At 70.9% G+C, this 18,843-nt stretch carries 19 protein-coding genes and 1 riboswitch; of the genes, 7 read left to right on the top strand and 12 right to left on the bottom strand.

Annotated features, from left to right (window positions below):
• The first annotated feature begins 8 nt into the window (after positions 1 to 8).
• Together pcp and VA596_RS06635 are read left to right on the top strand one after the other, a co-directional pair.
• Complete coding sequence (pcp, locus tag VA596_RS06630; RefSeq protein ID WP_323324431.1) at positions 9 to 650, top strand: pyroglutamyl-peptidase I; 642 nt, start codon at positions 9 to 11, stop codon at positions 648 to 650.
• 32 nt (positions 651 to 682) lie between these two features.
• A complete protein-coding gene (locus VA596_RS06635) occupies positions 683 to 1,072 on the top strand; it encodes a hypothetical protein (RefSeq protein ID WP_323324432.1) in 390 nt (129 codons plus the stop codon).
• Here VA596_RS06635 and VA596_RS06640 read toward each other — a convergent pair.
• The 3 genes from VA596_RS06640 to VA596_RS06650 all read right to left on the bottom strand — a co-directional run bounded on the left by VA596_RS06640 (position 1,053) and on the right by VA596_RS06650 (position 5,653).
• Entirely contained in the window at positions 1,053 to 1,709 is a 657-nt protein-coding gene (locus tag VA596_RS06640) for a hypothetical protein (protein WP_323324433.1), read from the bottom strand. The two genes, VA596_RS06635 and VA596_RS06640, sit on opposite strands and share 20 nt — an antisense overlap.
• A gap of 94 nt (positions 1,710 to 1,803) precedes the next feature.
• Entirely contained in the window at positions 1,804 to 2,967 is a 1,164-nt protein-coding gene (locus tag VA596_RS06645) for an Hsp70 family protein (protein WP_410171843.1), read from the bottom strand.
• 127 nt (positions 2,968 to 3,094) lie between these two features.
• Complete coding sequence (locus VA596_RS06650) at positions 3,095 to 5,653, bottom strand: ATP-dependent Clp protease ATP-binding subunit (RefSeq protein ID WP_323324434.1); 2,559 nt, start codon at positions 5,651 to 5,653, stop codon at positions 3,095 to 3,097.
• A gap of 344 nt (positions 5,654 to 5,997) precedes the next feature.
• Between VA596_RS06650 and VA596_RS06655 the strand changes: the two genes are divergently transcribed.
• Positions 5,998 to 6,789 carry a (2Fe-2S)-binding protein gene (locus VA596_RS06655; RefSeq protein WP_323324435.1) on the top strand — a complete coding sequence of 264 codons (792 nt, stop codon included), beginning with the start codon at positions 5,998 to 6,000 and terminating at the stop codon, positions 6,787 to 6,789.
• 3 nt (positions 6,790 to 6,792) lie between these two features.
• Here VA596_RS06655 and VA596_RS06660 read toward each other — a convergent pair whose 3' ends face one another.
• Positions 6,793 to 7,362: a TIGR03086 family metal-binding protein gene (locus VA596_RS06660; RefSeq protein WP_323324436.1), complete on the bottom strand. Its 570-nt coding sequence runs from the start codon at positions 7,360 to 7,362 to the stop codon at positions 6,793 to 6,795.
• Positions 7,363 to 7,427: 65 nt separating this feature from the next.
• On the opposite strand from VA596_RS06660, the gene VA596_RS06665 reads away from it, so the two are divergent.
• Positions 7,428 to 8,261 (top strand): helix-turn-helix domain-containing protein, encoded by an 834-nt coding sequence (locus VA596_RS06665; protein ID WP_323324437.1) that lies wholly within the window; start codon positions 7,428 to 7,430, stop codon positions 8,259 to 8,261.
• Between the two features lie 51 nt (positions 8,262 to 8,312).
• Here the strand turns inward: VA596_RS06665 and VA596_RS06670 are convergent, their stop codons facing one another.
• Positions 8,313 to 8,666: a histone-like nucleoid-structuring protein Lsr2 gene (locus VA596_RS06670; protein WP_323324438.1), complete on the bottom strand. Its 354-nt coding sequence runs from the start codon at positions 8,664 to 8,666 to the stop codon at positions 8,313 to 8,315.
• Positions 8,667 to 8,810: 144 nt separating this feature from the next.
• Positions 8,811 to 10,322 (bottom strand): lysine--tRNA ligase, encoded by a 1,512-nt coding sequence (gene lysS / locus VA596_RS06675; protein ID WP_323324439.1) that lies wholly within the window; start codon positions 10,320 to 10,322, stop codon positions 8,811 to 8,813.
• Positions 10,323 to 10,398: 76 nt separating this feature from the next.
• On the opposite strand from lysS, the gene VA596_RS06680 reads away from it, so the two are divergent.
• The 3 genes from VA596_RS06680 to VA596_RS06690 all read left to right on the top strand — a co-directional run bounded on the left by VA596_RS06680 (position 10,399) and on the right by VA596_RS06690 (position 12,061).
• Positions 10,399 to 11,160, top strand: coding sequence for a class I SAM-dependent methyltransferase (locus VA596_RS06680; RefSeq protein WP_323324440.1), 762 nt, complete (start codon positions 10,399 to 10,401; stop codon positions 11,158 to 11,160).
• A 37-nt stretch (positions 11,161 to 11,197) separates the two neighbouring features.
• Positions 11,198 to 11,257, top strand: a riboswitch (guanidine-III (ykkC-III) riboswitch).
• A gap of 33 nt (positions 11,258 to 11,290) precedes the next feature.
• Positions 11,291 to 11,605 (top strand): DMT family transporter, encoded by a 315-nt coding sequence (locus tag VA596_RS06685; protein ID WP_323324441.1) that lies wholly within the window; start codon positions 11,291 to 11,293, stop codon positions 11,603 to 11,605.
• Between the two features lie 33 nt (positions 11,606 to 11,638).
• A complete protein-coding gene (locus VA596_RS06690) occupies positions 11,639 to 12,061 on the top strand; it encodes a DUF6640 family protein (RefSeq protein WP_323324442.1) in 423 nt (140 codons plus the stop codon).
• Here VA596_RS06690 and VA596_RS06695 read toward each other — a convergent pair.
• The 6 genes from VA596_RS06695 to VA596_RS06720 form a co-directional block, all read right to left on the bottom strand.
• Positions 12,037 to 12,816: a type III pantothenate kinase gene (locus VA596_RS06695; RefSeq protein ID WP_323324443.1), complete on the bottom strand. Its 780-nt coding sequence runs from the start codon at positions 12,814 to 12,816 to the stop codon at positions 12,037 to 12,039. The two genes, VA596_RS06690 and VA596_RS06695, sit on opposite strands and share 25 nt — an antisense overlap.
• Before the next feature lie 5 nt (positions 12,817 to 12,821).
• Complete coding sequence (panD, locus tag VA596_RS06700) at positions 12,822 to 13,316, bottom strand: aspartate 1-decarboxylase (RefSeq protein ID WP_323324444.1); 495 nt, start codon at positions 13,314 to 13,316, stop codon at positions 12,822 to 12,824.
• A gap of 9 nt (positions 13,317 to 13,325) precedes the next feature.
• Complete coding sequence (panC, locus tag VA596_RS06705; RefSeq protein ID WP_323324445.1) at positions 13,326 to 14,237, bottom strand: pantoate--beta-alanine ligase; 912 nt, start codon at positions 14,235 to 14,237, stop codon at positions 13,326 to 13,328.
• The gene (locus tag VA596_RS06710) at positions 14,234 to 15,193 is read right to left on the bottom strand and encodes a Rossmann-like and DUF2520 domain-containing protein (RefSeq protein ID WP_410171868.1); all 960 of its coding nucleotides are present in this window, start codon (positions 15,191 to 15,193) and stop codon (positions 14,234 to 14,236) included. Before VA596_RS06710 ends, panC begins: the two co-directional genes overlap by 4 nt.
• An 89-nt stretch (positions 15,194 to 15,282) precedes the next feature.
• The gene (locus VA596_RS06715) at positions 15,283 to 16,386 is read right to left on the bottom strand and encodes a PrsW family intramembrane metalloprotease (RefSeq protein ID WP_323325681.1); all 1,104 of its coding nucleotides are present in this window, start codon (positions 16,384 to 16,386) and stop codon (positions 15,283 to 15,285) included.
• A gap of 132 nt (positions 16,387 to 16,518) precedes the next feature.
• Positions 16,519 to 18,822, bottom strand: coding sequence for a DUF6779 domain-containing protein (locus VA596_RS06720; RefSeq protein WP_323324447.1), 2,304 nt, complete (start codon positions 18,820 to 18,822; stop codon positions 16,519 to 16,521).
• Positions 18,823 to 18,843 lie beyond the last annotated feature (21 nt).

The raw sequence follows: 18,843 nt of genomic DNA on the forward strand, positions 1-18,843 counted from the left end.
GGGTTGGCATGACCAGGGTGCTGATGACGGGGTTCGCGCCGTTCGGCGGTGAGACGGTCAATCCGTCGTGGCAGGCGGTGTCGGCGCTCGGGGCGCGGCGGGACGACGTCGCCGCGGTCGAGCTGCCGTGCGAGTTCGCGGCGTCGCTGCCCGCGCTCCGGCGGGCGATTGCCGAGCATCGGCCGTCGCTCGTGGTGTGCGTCGGCCAGGCGGGCGGGCGCGCCGAGGTGACGCCGGAGCGCGTCGCGATCAACCTGGTCGACGCCCGCATCCCGGACAACGCGGGTGCGCAGCCGATCGACGTCCCGGTCGTCGAAGACGGCCCGGCGGCGTACTTCACGTCGCTCCCGGTGAAGGCGTGCGTGGAGGCGATCCGCGCGGCGGGCGTCCCGGCGTCGGTGTCCCACACGGCCGGGACGTACGTGTGCAACCAGGTCTTCTACGGCTTGATGCACCTGCTGGCCACGGACTTCCCGGGCGTGCGCGGCGGTTTCGTGCACGTGCCGTTCAGCCCCGAGCAGGTCGCGGCGTCGGGCCGGGCCGCGCCCTCGCTGGGTGTCGACCGCATCGCCGACGCGCTGGAAGCCCTGGCGGACACGGCGTCGAAGCTCACCGAGGACATCGTCGTCAGTGCGGGCGTGGAGCACTGAGACCCCAGGCGGACCCGCGGGCGGTGCTCGCGGTGGTCCTCGCCGCCCTCGCCGGCGGCGCGGGCACGGGCGTGCTCTGGGTGTGGGCCGGCCACCGCTACGACACGATGTGCGCCGACGCCGTCGAAGGCATGTGCGCGACGGTCAACGACGCCGGGCTCGGCCTGCTCGTCGTCTGGGCGGCCCTCGGCGGCTCGGCGCTGCTCACCCTGCTCACGCTGATGGTGGCGCGGATCTGGCCGCAACGGCCGGCCGTCCTGTCCGCGTTCGTCGCCCTGGTGCCGCTGCTGGTCGTCTACAACGTGACCGGCGTGCTCGGTGACTACCGGATCCTGTTGCTGGCGGTGGTTTCCGCGCTGGTGCAGACGCCGTGGCCGTGGCTGGCCGGGATCCGGTTCCTGCCTAGCCGCCGTGCCCGGTGAGCTCCACGAACGCCGACGGGCCCGGGACGTTGTGGCGGACCGTCAGATCCGCCACCCGCTCCCCGCTCCCGGACGGCGTGAACCTCACGACCAGCGTGCACCGCCGGCCCGGCACCACGTCCTGACCCAGGCAGCCGCTCGCGTCCACGGCGAAGTCCGTGCCGTCCACGTCGACGCCGGTGACCCGCACCGGGCTCGCACCGACGCTGCGGACCGCCACCGCGCAGCTCGCCGTCGTGTGCACGAGCGCCGTGCCGCACGCGACCGACTCCGGCACGAGCACCCGCGGCTGCGCCTCCGGCACCACGGGGAACGTCGTGGCCTTGCCGCGGGCGAGGTCGAACACGGTCACCCCGGTGACCGTCAGGACGAGCGCGCCCGCCGCCAGCAGCACGATCGCGATCGCCTTGATGCCGCGGGCCGCGCCGTCCTTGGCGGTGAACCCGCCCGCGGCCAGTACCGTCACCACCAGCGTCGAAACCAGCGTCGCTTCCGGCCCCGCACCGATGGCGGCCGGGACGAGCGTGCCGAGCAGGGACGCGGCGACCGTGACGCCGAACCCGGTCCAGGAGAAGCGTTCCGCCTCGCGCAGCTGCCGGCGCACGCTCGGCGCCCGGGGCTTTGTCGTCGTACTCATGCTGGTAGGAGCGCCGGATCATGGGCGCACGTACGACATTCCCCCGTTCGGCGGTGCGCCGGGCGTCGGCCGGCGTCCGGTTCGAGCCGGCCGGTCAGGGTTTCGGCGGGCGGAAGGCCGTTCGCTGCCAGGGTTGCAGGAGCGGCGGTGTCGCAAGTGGACGGACCGGTGCGGACGCGGGCACGGTCGGGTTCGGGTCGGTGGGGCCGAGCGGAACGTGCTGCAGCCCGAACGCCACGGCCGTCTCGGGCTGCTCCTGCGTGGTCGGGACGACGCCGAGCTGGCGGCCGAGGAGCGCGGCCAGCAACGGCATCCGGCTGGGCCCGCCGACGAGGTGGATGCCGGCGAGCTGGGCCGGGGTCAGCCCGGCGCGGTGGATGGTCGCGCCGAGGAGTTCGGCGCTGCGCAGCAGGCTCGGCCGCACGAGCGCCTCGAGTTCGTCGCGGCTGACGAGAACGTCCCCGAACGGCTCGGGCATCGGCACGTCGGTCTGCGGGTGGCGGGAGAGGCTTTCCTTGGCGTCACGGACGTCCTGGAGCAGCGCCCGGCGCAGGCGGCGGTCGGCGGTCGTCTGCGGGCGCAGGAGGCGTTGCCACTGCGCGGGATCGGCGTGCGACACCGAACGGCCGATGTGCACGAGCAGCGCCTGGTCGATGTCGAGGCTGCCGAGGTCGGACAGGCCGTCTTCGGCGAGCACCGCGAAGCCCTGCGCGTTCATGCCGACGACGGCGCAGTCGAAGGTGCCGGCCCCGAGGTCGTACACCCCGATCGGCCCGGTGTTGCGGTTGCCGAGGCTCCCGTAATGAGCGGCGGCGGCCACCGGTTCGGGAATCAGCCGGACGTCGGCGAGCCGGGCTTGGACGGCGGCGGCCCGCAGGATCTCCAGCCGCGTCGCGCCCCAGCCGCCGGGGTGCGAGATCCGCGTCTGGCCGGGCGGTCGTCCCAGCTGCCGCTCGGCTTCCTCACCCATCCGCCGCAGGACGGCGGCGAAGGCATCGGTGACCGGCACCGTGGTGGTGCCGAGCTGCAGGCTGCCCTCGTCGACCCGCCGCTTGGGATTCGCCTCGAACCGGCCGGGATCAAGGCGCGCACCACGTTCGGCGTCCCGCCCGACGATGAGCAGGCCGTCATCGTTGAGGTAGACGGCGGAGGACATGGTGACGGCCCCATCGACCTCGACGGCCCGCGGCCCCCGCCCGAACGCCGAGAGCACCCCGACCGTGCTGGAAGTCCCGAAGTCGATCGACAGCACGTCCACGCGGACTCCCCTCCCAAGGCCCCCGGGCATCGTCTCACGCGCCGAGCCGGGCCTTGACACGCGGGAAGGGCGGCTCCCCTCTCGGAGAACCGCCCTTCCGACGTACTACCGGATCATCGGATCCAGGTCACTCGCCTTCGGCTTCGCCGCCGTTTTCTTCGTGGCCGGCGCCGATGCTGACCGGCGGGGCGTCCGGGACCGAGGACGGCTTGCGCTCACCGCGGAAGGTGAAGCGCGCCTGGTCGTCCTTGTCCTCCGGGTTGCCGCTCCAGCCTTCGACGTCGACCAGGATGATCTGGCCGGCCTCGACCTCGCCGAAGAGGATCTTCTCCGACAGCTGGTCCTCGATCTCGCGCTGGATGGTGCGGCGCAGCGGCCGGGCACCGAGCACGGGGTCGAAGCCGCGCTTCGCGAGGAGGGACTTCGCCTTCTCGGTCAGCTCCAGCTCCATGTCCTTGGCCTTGAGCTGCTTCTCCACGCGGCCGATCATCAGATCGACCATCATGATGATCTGTTCCTTGGTCAGCTGGTGGAACACGATGATGTCATCGATCCGGTTCAGGAACTCCGGGCGGAAATGCTTCTTCATTTCCTCGTTGACCTTTTGCTTCATCTTCTCGTACTTCGTGCCGGAGTCGTTGCCACCGGAGAAGCCGAGCGAGACGGACTTCGAGATGTCCGACGTGCCCAGGTTGGACGTGAAGATGAGCACCGTGTTCTTGAAGTCGACCGTGCGGCCCTGACCGTCGGTCAGGCGGCCGTCCTCCAGCACCTGCAGGAGCGTGTTGTAGATCTCCTGGTGCGCCTTCTCGATCTCGTCGAAGAGGACCACCGAGAACGGCTTGCGCCGCACCTTCTCGGTCAGCTGGCCACCCTCTTCGTAGCCGACGTAGCCCGGAGGGGCACCGAAGAGCCGCGAAGCGGTGTAGCGGTCGTGGAACTCACCCATGTCGATCTGGATGAGCGCGTCGTCCTCGCCGAACAGGAAGGACGCCAGCGCCTTGGACAGCTCGGTCTTACCGACACCGGACGGGCCGGCGAAGATGAACGAGCCCGACGGGCGCTTCGGGTCCTTCAGGCCCGCACGCGTACGGCGAATCGCCTGGGAGACGGCCTTGACCGCGTCCTCCTGGCCGATGATGCGCTTGTGGAGTTCCTCCTCCATGCGCAGCAGCCGGGTGGTCTCCTCCTCGGTCAGCTTGAACACCGGGATGCCGGTCCAGTTGGCCAGCACCTCCGCGATCTGCTCGTCGTCGACCTCGGCGACGACGTCGAGGTCGCCGTCCTTCCACTGCTTCTCCCGCTCACCCTTCTGGCCGAGGAGGGTCTTCTCCTCGTCACGCAGGCGGGCGGCCCGCTCGAAGTCCTGCGCGTCGATCGCGGACTCCTTGTCGCGACGGACGTTCGCGATCTTCTCGTCGAACTCGCGCAGGTCCGGCGGCGCGGTCATCCGGCGGATGCGCATCCGGGCGCCGGCCTCGTCGATCAGGTCGATCGCCTTGTCCGGGAGGAACCGGTCGTTGATGTACCGGTCCGCCAGGGTCGCGGCGGCGACCAGCGCCGAGTCGGTGATCGAGACGCGGTGGTGCGCCTCGTACCGGTCACGCAGGCCCTTGAGGATCTCGATGGTGTGCTCCAGCGACGGCTCGCCGACCTGGATCGGCTGGAACCGGCGCTCGAGGGCGGCGTCCTTCTCGATGTACTTGCGATACTCCTCGAGGGTGGTCGCGCCGATCGTCTGCAGCTCACCGCGGGCGAGCATCGGCTTCAGGATCGAAGCCGCGTCGATCGCGCCCTCGGCGGCACCCGCCCCGACCAGCGTGTGCAGCTCGTCGATGAACAGGATGATGTCGCCGCGGGTCTTGATCTCCTTGAGCACCTTCTTCAGGCGCTCTTCGAAGTCACCGCGGTAGCGGGAGCCGGCGACCAGGGAGCCCAGGTCCAGCGTGTAGAGCTGCTTGTCCTTGAGCGTCTCGGGCACCTCGCCCTTGACGATGCTCTGGGCCAGGCCCTCGACGACGGCGGTCTTGCCGACGCCGGGCTCGCCGATGAGCACCGGGTTGTTCTTGGTCCGGCGGGACAGGACCTGCATGACCCGCTCGATCTCCTTGCCGCGCCCGATGACCGGGTCGAGCTTGCCCTCGCGGGCGAGCACGGTCATGTTGCGGCCGAACTGGTCCAGCACCAGCGACGACGACGGGGTGCCCTCACCACGGCCGCCGGAACCGGTTTCGGTGGACTCCTTGCCCTGGTAGCCCGAGAGCAGCTGCAGCACCTGCTGGCGGACCCGGTTGAGGTCCGCTCCCAGCTTGACCAGGACCTGCGCGGCGACGCCTTCGCCCTCGCGGATCAGGCCGAGCAGGATGTGCTCGGTGCCGATGTAGTTGTGGCCGAGCTGCAGCGCTTCGCGCAGCGACAGCTCCAGCACCTTCTTCGCCCGCGGCGTGAACGGGATGTGCCCGCTCGGCGCCTGCTGGCCCTGGCCGATGATCTCTTCGACCTGCTGGCGCACGCCCTCCAGGGCGATGCCCAGCGACTCCAGCGCCTTGGCGGCGACACCCTCACCCTCGTGGATCAGACCCAGGAGGATGTGCTCGGTGCCGATGTAGTTGTGGTTGAGCATCCTGGCTTCTTCTTGAGCCAGAACGACCACCCGCCTCGCGCGGTCGGTGAACCTCTCAAACATGTGCACTCCCTCGACTGCTGCGCCGGCGGCCCGTTATCCATCGTGCTTTCACCGCGATGGATTCAGCACCGTGAGACCACTCTAGTAGCCAACTGGTCGCGCTGGCGTACCACTACGGCTGTTCGCGGTCTTTTTCGCACCCGGACGTGGCTCGCTCCGGATGCTTCCCATCATCGGGTTGCCCTGCACCTTTACGTCAACCCCAACGTGCGAGCGACCGCGCGGATTCCGCGCACCACGCGGTGTCCGCTCACCGCGAACAGGTCCGCAACCTGGGAGTGACCGGGGCGACAGCCACCCGATCGGCGGATCCCTGTTAGGTTAGGCAGACCTAAGGAGGGCCGTTGACGCACCCGGGCACCCGCGAGACAGCGGACGGTCTCGCGCCGTCCCTGCGGCGGCTCGACCTGCGGCGGGACGTCCCGGCGGACTGGATCCGCTGTTCGACGGCACTGGCCGGCCCGGCCGTCTTCGACGACTGGCGCACGCGCCTGACCGGGTGGTTGCGGCGCGAGTACGGCGAGGCGCCGCCCCGGACCGCCGACGCGTACCTGATCGCGTGGTACCTGCACGTCCCGGCCCAGGTCGGCGCGCAGCTGCTGCACCACGAACGGCGGGTGCCCGCGCTCCGGCCCGCGGACCTGGCCTTCCGCATCGGCGCCGGCCAGCCCTACCCGGACGCGCTGGCCGTGCTCGGCGACGGCTTCCACTGCCTCCCGACGGACCCGGGCTCGGCCCGCCCGGAGGCGACGGTCGTCCGTGACGAGCGGGCCCTCGCCGCGGTCCTGCGGGCCCGCTACCTGGCCCACGCCGCCCGGTTCGTCCAGGCGTACACCCCGGCCACCCGGCTCGGCCGCCGCACCCTCTGGGCCGCGGCGACGGACGCGCTCGAGAACGCGCTCTGGTGGGCGGGCCGCCAGAGCGGCACCCCGGAGGCCGAAGGCGCGGGCGTCGCGGACGCGGCCCTGGTCCTCGACGCCGTCTACCCACCGTTGACGTCGGCCTCGACGCTGCGCTTGGTGGAGGGGGCCGACGGAACCCGCGAGTGGACCCGCCGCCGCGAGAGCTGCTGCTTCTCGTACATGCTACCGGCCGAGCCCGAGTGCGACGGCTGCCCCCGCGCCTGCGCCCGCTAGCGCTCAGCGACGCCAGGACGGGTCGCGGCCCGCGGCCCCCAGCGCGCGGTCCAGCGGTGCCGCGTCGGCCGGAACCGGTACCTCCGGCCCGTAGACGCCCATCGACCGCGCCTGGTCGCCCATCGCCACCGCCGACTCCCACACCGCCGTGGCCGCGGCAGGCGCGCAGTGCAGCGATCGGCCGGTCGCCGTGGCCAGATCCCAGCCGTGCAGGACGAACTCGCCCAGGACCATTGCGCCCACCACCGCGGACGGCAGCTCGGCCGTGCCCAGCTTCGTCACGCCCGTCCACGCCGATGGCGCCGCGAACACCTCCACCAGCGTCTCCGTCTGCTTCTCCAGCGCCGCCGCCCAGTCGGCCGTCACCAGGGCCGCGTCCGCCTCGCCGGCGCCCGGCGACGGTGCCTCCTCGCGCCGTCCCGCGGCGATCAGCCACGGGCCCCAGTACAGAAGGTGGTTCAGCAGCCCGCGGACGTCGTAGCCGTCACACGGCGTGGCAGCGCTCAGGTCGTCCACGGCGAGCCCGGCGCGCAGGAACTCGGCCGCGGCGGGGCGCATCAACTCGGCAGTCATGTCCGAGATCAAAACGACCTGGCCACGACGCCGTCTTGAAAGAACGCGACAGTTACCGTTGACCCGTGGCGGAACACCGGATCCCGCGGGGCATCGTGGCCGAGGCGGCCGCCGGCGCGATGTTCACCCTCACCCGGCACCCGCCGGCGCCCGAACTCGCCGAATTCGTCGACTACCATTGGGTGCTGCACTGGGACCGGCGCGGCAAACCGCCGTACGAGCAGCGGGTACTGCCGAACCTCGCGGTACACGCGACGTTCTTCCCGACCGCTTCCGGCGTCTACGGACCGGCACGTGAAGTGTTTTCCCACGTCTTGGCGGGCCGGGTGCAGGGCCTCGGCGTGCGATTCCGGCCCGGGTCCTTCCGCGCGTTCCTCGGCGGCCCGGTGCGTGACATCGCCGACCGCGCTGTCCCGCTCGCCGATGTTTTCGGCGCAAAGGCCCGCGAAGCTGCGGAATCGGTGCGGACCGCGGCCGGCGACGCGCAAATGGTCGGTGCGATCGACAACTTGCTGTTGGCAAATGCGGTGGTACTCCGGCCGGCCGCCCGAGAGGCCGTGGCGGCGGTCGAATCAATCGCACGTGATCCCGGAATTACCCGGGTGGCGCAGCTGTGCGCGGATACTGGACTAACCACTCGCTCGGTGCAGCGGCTGTTCGCCGAACACGTCGGCTGCCCGCCCAAGTGGGCGATCCGGATATACCGCCTCAACGACGCGGCGTACCGGATCACCACCGAAGGACCAGTGGATTACGCCGGACTGGCGGTTCGGCTGGGCTATAGCGACCAGTCACACTTCATCCGCGATTTTCGGACCGTGACCGGCCAGTCGCCCGGCGAGTACGCCCGAACGGCCCGTACCGGCCCCGGGCCGGAACCGGACAGCCATCGGACATGAAGAAAGCCGCCGGGCGAATTCGCCCGGCGGCCTCGGTCCGCAAACCCCGCGTCAGTTCTTCTTGTGGTACGCCTCGACGACCTCGGACGGGATCCGGCCCCGGTCCGAAACGGCGTACCCGTTCTTGCGCGCCCAGGAGCGAATGGCCTGGTTCTGCTCACGGTCGACGGCGGCCGGGCGAGCGGAGCCCTTGCCACCCGCGACCGGACGCACGGAAGCGCGCTTGCGACCACCGGCACGGCGGGCGTGCTCGACATACTGGGCGAGCGCGTCGCGAAGCTCTTCGGCGTTATCCGAGGAGAGGTCGATCTGGTAGCTGATGCCGTCCAAACCGAACTCGACGGTCTCTTCCGCCTCACTGCCGTCGAGGTCGTCGACCAGCGAGACGAGCACCTTCTGTGCCATCTGTTTCCTCCTGCGGGGGCTTAACTCAATGATCTGGTTACGGGGCGAGCCCCGCACAGAAGACTTTGTCTGTACATTAGTACCCGCTTCCGGGTGACAGCGCAAATCTCATTGAGATAACCGTAGACAACTCACACGGCCGGGTTATTCGGGTCGCGTGAGCGGGAAGAGGATCGTCTCCCGGATACCGAGACCGGTCAGCGCCATCAGCAGCCGGTCGATCCCCATTCCGACCCCGCCGCTCGGCGGCATTCCGTACTCAAGTGCCCGGAGGAAATCTTCATCCAGCCGCATGGCTTCGCTATCGCCCTGCGCGGCCAGCCTGGACTGTTCGGTGAGCCGTTCCCGTTCGACGACCGGATCGACCAGCTCGGAGTAACCGGTGGCGAGTTCGAAACCGCGCACGTAGAGGTCCCACTTCTCGGCCACGCCGGGCCGTGAGCGGTGCTGCCTCGTCAATGGCGACGTCTCCAGCGGAAAATCACGCACAAACGTCGGGGCGTGCAGCTGATCTCCGACGAGATGCTCCCACAGTTCCTCGACCAGCTTGCCGTGCGTGAGCTTCGGATCCACTTCCAGGCCCCTGGCCTGCGCAAATCCGTGCAGTTTGGCCGCCGGTGTCTCCGGCGTCACCTCTTCGCCGAGAGAATCGGACAACGACTCGTACATTCCGAGTGTGGTCCATTCGCCGGAGAGGTCGTACTCCGAACCGTCGGGCAGGGTGACGACTTCGGTGTCCAAGACGTCGCGCGCGGCCGCCTGGATCAGCTCCCGGGTCACCACCGCATTGGTGTCGTACGTGGCGTACGCCTCGTAGTACTCGAGCATCGCGAACTCCGGCGAGTGCGACGAGTCGCTGCCCTCGTTCCGGAAGTTGCGGTTGATCTCGAAAACCTTCTCGATCCCGCCGACGACGCAGCGCTTGAGGTAGAGCTCCGGCGCGATCCGCAGGAAGAGCTCCAGGTCGAACGCATTCGAATGCGTCACGAACGGGCGCGCCGCCGCGCCGCCGTGCAGCGTCTGCAGCATCGGCGTCTCGACCTCGGTGAACCCGCGCTGGTGGAACGACTCGCGCAGCGACCGGACGACGCCGGCGCGCGTGCGCACGACGTCCCGCGCGCGCGGGCGCAGGATGAGGTCGACGTACCGCTGCCGGATCCGCGTCTCCTCGGCGAGCTCCTTGTGCGCCACCGGGAGCGGGCGCAGCGACTTCGACGTGATGCGCCAGCTGTCGGCCATCACGGACAGCTCGCCGCGCTTGGAGGTGATGACCTCACCGTGCACGAAGACGTGGTCACCGAGGTCGACGTCGGACTTCCACGCCGCCAGCGCGTCTTCGCCGACCTTCGCCAGGCTGATCATCGCCTGCAGTTCCGTGCCGTCACCTTCGCGCAGGCTGGCAAAGCACAGTTTGCCCGTATTGCGCAGGAACATCACCCGGCCGGTGACGCCGACCAGATCACCGGTCGCGGTGTCGGCGGGCAGCCCGGAATGCGACGCGCGGACTTCGGCGAGCGAGTGCGTCCGCGGGACCTCGACCGGATAGGGATCGATGCCTTCGGCGATGATCCGGTCGCGCTTCTCCCGGCGCACCCGCATCTGCTCGGGCAGTTCGTCTTCGGCGGGGTCGCTGGTGGAAGCGGGGTTTTCGGTCATGGCCCATAGGGTACGAACCTCGCTTGACGCTACGCCAACCGGATTACCTTTCTTTTCCGTCCATTAGCCTGGGCTGGTGAGTGATCCCACAGCCGACATCCGAGCCCGCCAAGCCGCCTCCTTCGGTGCACGTGCCGGCGCGTACGCCGAGCACCGGCCCGACTACGCGCGGGAGGCGATCGAGTGGGGGCTCGCCGGCGCGGAGGGCACGCCCCGGCGCGTGCTCGATCTCGCCGCGGGAACCGGCAAGGTCACCGTGACCCTGGCCGAACTCGGCCTCGACGTCACCGCGGTCGAACCGGACCCGGAAATGCTGGCGGAACTGTCCCGGCTGCTGCCGTCCGTGACCGCGCTGGAGGGCCGCGCCGAACAGATCCCGCTGCCCGACGCGAGCGTCGACGCGGTTTTCGTCGGCCAGGCGTTCCACTGGTTCGACGCCGGCCTCGCGATGACCGAAATGGCCCGCGTGCTGCGCCCGGGCGGCGTGTTCGTGCCGATGTGGAACTACGAGGACGAATCGGTGCCGTGGGTGGCGGAGTTCACCGAGACCGCCGGCATCGGCGGCCGCCGCCCGAACACCGACACCGAGCAGCAACCGGCGACGCACGCGGCGTTCACGGCGTTCGAAAGCAGCCGCTTCCGCCACGCCCACCGGCGGACCGCGGAGAGCCTGGTCGAAACGTTCCAGACGTATTCACGCGTGATCGTGTCGGACGAGGCGGAGACCGCACCACTCGTCGCACAGGTCCGCCGCTTCCTGGAGACGAACCCGGCGACGGCGTCCGGCGAGTTCGACCTGCCGCTGATCACGTGGGTGTTCCGCAGCCGGCGGCGCTGAAGCGGACATTTCCTGTCATGGCCGCGTGCTAACGTCGGAATCGGCGAGCACGCCCCGGACGAACGCGTCGTACCCGGTCAGGACAAGACGGCGCAGTGATGAGCACCTCAACACTGCGAAAGGCCCGACCATGTCCTGGCTCGTCCTGATCCTGTCCGGAGTCCTCGAAACCGTCTGGGCCGCCGCGCTCGGCGCGTCCAAGGGGTTCTCCCGCGCCGTTCCCGCGGCGGTGTTCCTGATCGCCCTCGTGCTGAGCATGAGCGGACTGGCTTACGCGCTGCGGGAAATCCCGCTCGGCACCGGTTACGCGATCTGGGTCGGCATCGGCACCATCGGCACCGCCGTCTACGGCGTCGTCGTGCTCGGTGATCCGGCGTCGGCCACCCGGATCGCCTGCCTGGGGCTGATCGTCGCGGGGGTCGTCGGCCTGAAACTGCTAGCTTGACCTCCAGCAAAGTGGAGGTTCCAGACTGTAACCATGGCTACCAAATCATGGGGACGGGCACTGATCTCCCTGACGTCGCTGCTGACCGCGGCCGGCCCCTACAAAGCCGACTGGAACGAGACCCACGTCAAGAACCCGGCCTGGCCACCGCACGCGAAGTTCCACAACGGCCAGACGATGAGCCTGGGGCTCGCGCTCGGCGTCACGAGCCTGTGGCAGCTCTGGCGGGCCCCCTCGTCCCGGGAGGGGCTCGACGCGGGCGCGACGCTGGCCTCGCTCTACTGGCTGACGCAGATCTCGGCGCTGGCCTACCCGGGCGCGAAGGCCGTCGACCCGCCGGGGACGGCGAAGTTCCCGCAGGCGGTGGTGGCGTTCCCGGCGCTGGCCGTGACGGCGCTCGGGTACGTCCTGGAACGCCGGCGCCTCACCGATCAGGCGCGGATGTTGCGCTCGTAGACCAGGCGCAGGCCGAGCAGGGTCAGGTCCGGGACGTGCTCGGTGATCGTCTCCGACTCGCCGATCACCAGGGGCGCCAGGCCGCCGGTGGCGAGCACCGCCACCGGGTCCCGGCCGCCCGGGGACAGCTCAGCGGCGATGCGGCGGACCAGCCCGTCGACCTGGCCCGCGAAGCCGTAGAGAATGCCCGACTGCAGGCACTCCACCGTGTTCTTGCCGATCACCGAGCGCGGCGGCACCAGCTCGACCTTGCGCAACGCCGCCGCGCGCGCGGCCAGCGCGTCCACCGAGATCTCGATGCCCGGGGCGAACGCGCCGCCCAGGAACTCGCCGCGGGCCGAGATCGCGTCGACGTTCGTGGACGTGCCGAAGTCGACCACGACGCACGCCGTGCCGCTGTGCAGGTGGTGCGCGGCCAGCGTGTTCGCCAGCCGGTCCGCGCCCACCTCCTTCGGGTTGTCGACGAGCAGGGGCACGCCCGTGCGCACCCCCGGCTCGACGACGATCTTCGGCACCTTCGCGTAGTAGCGCGAAAGCATCACCCGCAGCTCGCGCAGCACCGCCGGCACCGTCGACAACGCACTGATCCCCGTGACGTCGTCCGCGTGCGGGCCGAGGAGCCCGCGGACGGTCAGCGCGAGCTCGTCGGCGGTGATCCGCGCGTCGGTGCGCATGCGCCAGTCGCCCGCGAGCTCGGTGCCGGAATACAGGCCCAGCACGATGTTCGTGTTGCCGACGTCGACGGTGAGGAGCAAGCGGGTCAGCTTTCCGCGTGCAGCAGCGCGTCGAGCCGGCGCGCGTCCGCCGTCTCGGCCACCGGGAAGATCGCCGTCTCCTCCTCCGGCAGGGTCACCGTGCCGCTGAGCAGCCCGGAACCCTCCGGCGCCTGGCCGGGATCGGCGTGCCGGTGGACGATCCGGTTGTCCGCGTCGACGAACACCACGCGCGGTGCGTACGTCGCGGCTTCGGCGGTTTCCATCTGACCGTAGGAGATCAGGATGACCAGGTCACCCGGGTGCACCAGGTGCGCCGCGGCGCCGTTGATGCCGAGCACGCCGCTGCCGCGTTCCCCCTTGATGACGTAGGTCTCCAGCCGCGCCCCGTTGGTGACGTCCACAATGGACACCTGTTCCCCCGGCAGCAGGTCCGCGGCCTCCATCAGGTCCTCGTCGACGGTGACCGAGCCGACGTAGTGCAGGTCGGCCTGGGTGACGGTGACCCGGTGGATCTTCGACTTGAGCATGGTCCGGTACATAGTGGACTCCTATTCCCCTGCGTCCCGCTCCGGGTGCGCCGGGTGATCTACCGAAGCACCGAGCAACACCGGAACGTTGTCGATCAGCCGGGTACTCCCCACCCGGGCCGCGATCAACAGTCGTGCTTCACCATCGACGGGCGCGGGCCCGAGGTCGGTTCCCCTCAACTCCAGGTAATCCACCTCGACCGCGGGACGCGCGGCGAGGGTCTTCCACGCGGTCTCGAGGACCGCGTCCGCCCCGTCCCGGCCGACGAACGCCCCCGCGGTGAGGGCGGCCGACAGGACGATCGCGTCTTCACGCTGCTCAGGCGTCAAGTAGACGTTGCGCGACGACAGGGCCAGCCCGTCACGCTCGCGCACGGTCGGCACGCCGATCACGTGCGTGTCGATGTTCAGGTCGCGCACCATCCGCTTGATCAGGACCAGTTGCTGGTAGTCCTTTTCGCCGAAGAGCGCGTAGTCCGGACGGAGCAGGTTGAACAGCTTCGCCACCACGGTCAGCACCCCGGCGAAGTGCCCGGGCCGGACGACGCCCTCGAGCTCGTCGCCGAGCGGGCCGGGGTGCACGGTGACGACGGCGCCCTCGCCGTAGAGGGCGTCGGCGCTGGGCGTGAAGGCGATTTCGACGCCGTCCTCGCCCAGCACGGCGAGGTCGGCGTCCAGCGGACGCGGGTAGGCCTCGAAGTCCTCGCCTTCGCCGAACTGCAGCGGGTTGACGAAGATCGAGGTGGCCACGACGTTGTTCGGCAGCCGCTTCGCGCGGCGGATCAGCTCGCGGTGCCCGGCGTGCAGCGCGCCCATGGTCGGCACGAGCGCGAGCTTGCGGCCGACGCCGTGCAGGGCCCGGCTGACCTGGCTCATCTGCTCGGGTGAGGCGAACTGGTTCAGGGTGCCGCGACTGAATTTCGGTGTGGTCACTGGTCTGGGTGCCCTTCGGCGGGATCGTCGAGGAGGTCGGTGAGTTCTTTGGCGGCCGCGGTGTCCAGCAGCCCGGCGGCCCTGGAACGCTCCGCCGTGCGCTTGGCCAGCGCCCGGTAGGCCGGCGCGACGTCCGGCGCGCGGTCCGCCAGCACCTCCAGGTGCTTGCGGACGGTGCCGACGTCGCCACGCGCGACCGGGCCCGTGAGCGCGCGGTCGCCGTGTCGGAGCACATTATCCAACGCGGCCGAAAGCAGTGGCGCGACCAGCCGTTCGGATTGCCCGATTCCGGCTTCACGCAAGACTTCCGCGCAGTCGGCGACCAGCGTCATCAGGTGGTTCGCGCCGTGGGTCAACGCAGCGTGGTAGAGCGCTCGCGCGGAGTCGGGGATGCGCACCGGCTCGGCGCCCATCTCGACGGCCAGCGCCTCGCCGACGTTCCAGGCCGCCTCGTCGTCTTCCACCGCGGTGACGCCGATGCTGCACGCCGCCAGCCGCTCGAGGTCCTCCTCGCGGCCGGTGAACGTCATCACCGGGTGCAGCGCCAGCGGGAGCGCCCCGGCCTCGGCCGCGGGCGCCAGCACGTCGATGCCCTGCGCGCCGGACGTGTGCACGACGATCTGGCCCGGCCGCAGCGACCCCGTGGCGACGAGCCCGCGGACCATGCCGGCCAGGGCGTCGTCGGGGATGGCGAGCAGCACCAGGTCCGCCCGGCGCACGGTTTCGTCGGGCGGCAGCAGCGGCACGTCGGGGAGGAGGCGTTCGGCACGGGCCAGCGACGAGGCGGACAGCCCGGACGCGGCGACCACGGTGTGTCCCGCCCGGGCCAGTGCGGCCCCGAGCACGCTGCCCACCCGGCCGGCGGAAACGACACCGACCGCGAGGCGGGCGGGCCTCATCATGGCGTGCGCCTGTGGACGCTCATGGTTCGCAGACTCCCTCTGCTCTCGTTCCAGTCCCGCTCCGGGTACCGGACGACGGCGCGAGACTAACTCGGCTGAGCGCGCGCCGTTGAACCCGGGTGACCAGCTTCACCCGGACCGGGTCACCCGTGCGGAGCTTGCTGGGCGAGACGCGTCGCTTCCGCCCTGGCGGACTTGAGCGTGCGCAGCAGCTCCTGCTGGCGCCGCTCGTCGGCTTCGGTGCGGATCTCCTGCCGGTCCAGGAACGCGAGCTCCGTGACGCTCGCCTGGTACACGGCGACGGCCTTGGCGGCCTGCTTGCCGGACTGCCGTTTCGCCTGGCGGCGCCACGCGCGGCGGCCGGGCAGGCTCGCCAGCAGCTCGACCTCCGACGGCGCGATCCAGCGCGCCGACGCCATGTGCGGCAGGGCGGCCTCGATGATCCGCTGCTCCCGCCGTCGCTGCAGGATCACCAGGTAGACCACACCGAGGAACAGCGGCAGCATGATCAGGAAGTACACGGTCAGGAACTTCGACCCGCCGAGCAGCGCGGCGCTGTTCCACAGCGCGTGCAGGCAGACCGCGGCGAGGTAGCCGGCGATCGGCGCGATGATCTTCAACGCCTTGGTCGTCGTCCGCGCGGCGATGCCGATCCCGATGCCGGTGAGCACGGCGAACAGCGGGTGCGTGAACGGCGCGAGCACCCCCCGCAGGAAGAACGCCGTGATGACGCCCTGGCTGTGCCCGTCACCGAAGCCGTAGTCGTAAAAAGCACGGCCGAAGTAGTAGATGTTCTCGGTGAACGCGAACCCGGCCGCGCTGAACCCGGCGTAGACGACGCCGTCCACGACACCGTCGAACTCGCTGCGGCGGCGCCACAGGATGAGGACGACGAAGAGCGCCTTCGCGGCTTCCTCGACGACCGGCGCGGACACCAGCGCCGCGACGGTGTTGCCACTGCCCTTGCCGAGCAGCTCGTCACCGACCGCCTCGGCCGTGGTGTTGATGAGCAGCGCGGTGATCGTCGCGATGCAGGCGCCCCAGGCGAAGGCGAGCAGCAGGAACTTCGCCGGCTCGGGCTCCCAGCGGTCGACCCACAGGAAGCCGGCCACCACCCCGGCGACCGGCACGAGTGCGGCCAGCACGCCGATGGTGACGGCGAGCGGGCCGACCCGCGCCGTCGCCAAGCCGAACAGGAACAGGCCGCACAGGGCGACCACGATCAGCCCGAGCACCGGCAGCAGCACGGTGATCCGGCGAGGCCGCCGTCCGCGATCGAGTCCCGTCGCGGGCGAGAGGGTTCCGCTCACAGCCGGTCACCCTACGCAGACCGGACACGGACCGGAATGCGAACCCCGGGTGAGCGCCGCGGCCAAGCCTCAGTCCTCGGCGCGCCGCCTGCGGCGCGGGGTCGAACCGGTTCCGCCGTTCGCCGCCAGCAGCTCGCTGACCGACCGGCCGGTGTTGTGGGACCCGCTGCCCGGCGTCTCGCCACGGCGGCCGTTGCGCGGGGCCGGGCCGTTCCCGTTGCCGTTCTGCCCGTTCGCACCGTGCCCGTTGTGGCCGTTGCCGTTGTGCTCGACGTCGGCCGGGTCCACCGGCGTCATGTTGCGCCGCGACAGGGACGCCCGCTCGGCGACCATGCCTTCCCAGGCCGGCGGCTCGCCGTCCGGACGGCGACGGCGGCCACCCGCGGGCTCGGGCGGCGGTGGGGGCACGGCGGGCATCACCTGCGAGTCGTCCGGCTTCCGGCGGCGGCCGCCACCGGGGCGGCCCTGGAAGTTGCGCACCGACTCCGGCAGCGTCGGGTTCACCGGCTGCGCCTCGGCCTGGGCCGCCTCCGCGGGAGCGCGGTGCGAACCGTGCCGGGACGCCGGCTCGTCGAGGATCGGCGACATGTCGGCCCGCGAGAACTGCTCCAGCCGCGACGGACGGCGGCCGTCGGCCGCCGGGACCGGCGTGGTCGGCGGGACGACGGGCGGCAGGTTCGTGCGCGACGGAGGACCCGACTGCGGCACCGGCGCCGTCGACGGGACGACCGGGAGGTTGGTGCGCGACCCCGTGACGTCTCGCGGCATCGGCGGCTTCCGGTCGGCGGGCTTGGGCTCCGGCGGCTTCGGCCGGTTGGGCCGCTGCCGCTCGGCGAAGTCGTCCCGGTTCTGGAACGCCGCGCTCAGGTCGGCCACCGGGCGCTCGACCGGCCGGATGTCCGAACGCGACATCTCGGACGGCTTCGGCGGCGGCACGCTGGCCGCCGGACGGCCCTGGGGCGGACGTGCGGGCGGCTCGGGGGCCTTCCGCGCGCCGTTCGGGCCGGGGACGCGCGGCAGGTCCGACCGGGACATCTCGACCCGCGGGATGTCGGGACGCGACATCTCGACGCGCGGGATGTCCGAACGGGACATCTCCCCGGGCCTGGGCCGCTCGACACGCGGCAGGTCCGAACGCGACATCTCGGCCGGCCGCTGACGCTCGACACGAGGGATGTCCGAACGGGACACCTCCCCGGGCCGCGGCCGCTCCACACGCGGCAGGTCCGAACGCGACATCTCAGCGGGCCGCTGACGCTCCACGCGCGGCAGGTCCGGACGCGACATCTCAGCCGGGCGCTGACGCTCCACACGCGGCAGATCAGGGCGTGACATCTCGACCCGGGGAATGTCCGGGCGCGACATCTCCACCCGCGGGATGTCGGGACGCGACATCTCGGCGGGGCGCATCTCCCCGCGCGACATCTCCGCGCGGCGCGCGGGCGGCGGCTCAGGGCGCCGGATCTGCGTCGGCGGCTCCGGACGGCGGATCTCGGTCTTGGGGTCGGCGGCCCGCGGCACGTCGCGGCGGGTCGGCTCGGCGGGGACCTCGGGACGGCGCTCGGGCTGCTTCGCGACCTCGGCGGGCTCCGGCAGCCGCATCGGCTGCGACTCGGCCTGGCGGCGGGCCGCCTCGGCGCGCAGCTCGGCGGCCTTCAGCTCACGCTGCGCGGCGTTCAGCGCCGGGTCGACCTCGGGCACGGGCGGACGGCGTTCGCTCAGCGGCTTCGGCCGGGCGATCTGCTGGGTGCTCTGCACGTTGACGTTGGCGGGCGCCTTCGGGCCGTTGGCGCCGTTGGCCGGCTTGCCGCCGAACCCCTTGCCCTTGCCACCGAAGCCCTTGCCGTTCGCGGGCTTGCCGTTGGACGCCTTGCGGCGGCGCTCGTCGAGCACGCGGTCGATCAGCTCGGTCGGCCGTTCGCCGCCCTCGCTCACCGGCTTCTTCGCGGCCATCAGCTGAGCCGGCTTCTTCTTCGGCGCGCCGTCGGGGATCATCCGGTTGTCGTCGGAGAGCTTGCGCATGCGGGTCGCCTGCGCGGTCAGCGCGACGCGTTCGAGCAGCACCTCACCGCCGAACAGCGACTGGAGGCTGTCGCGCAGCGCGGAGACTTCGGCGCGCAGCGCCTCCAGCTCCTCGCGGCCACGGGAGTCGGCCGCCGTGCGGTTCTCCGCCTCCACCTCCAGTTCGTACTCGCGCCGGGCCGCGATCTCGCGTTCCAGCTCCAACTCGTACACAGCCTGCGCCTCGGAGACCGCGTCCTCGCTCTGTGCCGCGTGCTTGCGGTACTTCACGGCGAGGAACGCGCCGATCAGGGCAGCCCAGAGGGCCGCAACGATCCCGAGTCTGAGGTACTTGAGATCGTTGCTGAGCACCAGTGCGAGGGTGGCTCCGAT

The sequence above is a fragment of the Amycolatopsis heterodermiae genome, assembly GCF_034929455.1.
Taxonomy (GTDB): Bacteria; Actinomycetota; Actinomycetes; order Mycobacteriales; family Pseudonocardiaceae; genus Amycolatopsis; species Amycolatopsis heterodermiae.

Excerpts from the sequence above, each read along its gene's own strand:
- VA596_RS06690 (WP_323324442.1), top strand. The coding sequence starts at position 11,639 with ATGGCTACCAAATCATGGGGACGGGCACTGATCTCCCTGACGTCGCTG.
- lysS (WP_323324439.1), bottom strand. The coding sequence starts at position 10,322 with ATGACCGAAAACCCCGCTTCCACCAGCGACCCCGCCGAAGACGAACTG.
- VA596_RS06660 (WP_323324436.1), bottom strand. The coding sequence starts at position 7,362 with ATGACTGCCGAGTTGATGCGCCCCGCCGCGGCCGAGTTCCTGCGCGCC.
- VA596_RS06670 (WP_323324438.1), bottom strand. The coding sequence starts at position 8,666 with ATGGCACAGAAGGTGCTCGTCTCGCTGGTCGACGACCTCGACGGCAGT.
- VA596_RS06640 (WP_323324433.1), bottom strand. The coding sequence starts at position 1,709 with ATGAGTACGACGACAAAGCCCCGGGCGCCGAGCGTGCGCCGGCAGCTG.
- VA596_RS06685 (WP_323324441.1), top strand. The coding sequence starts at position 11,291 with ATGTCCTGGCTCGTCCTGATCCTGTCCGGAGTCCTCGAAACCGTCTGG.
- panD (WP_323324444.1), bottom strand. The coding sequence starts at position 13,316 with ATGTACCGGACCATGCTCAAGTCGAAGATCCACCGGGTCACCGTCACC.
- pcp (WP_323324431.1), top strand. The coding sequence starts at position 9 with ATGACCAGGGTGCTGATGACGGGGTTCGCGCCGTTCGGCGGTGAGACG.
- VA596_RS06650 (WP_323324434.1), bottom strand. The coding sequence starts at position 5,653 with ATGTTTGAGAGGTTCACCGACCGCGCGAGGCGGGTGGTCGTTCTGGCT.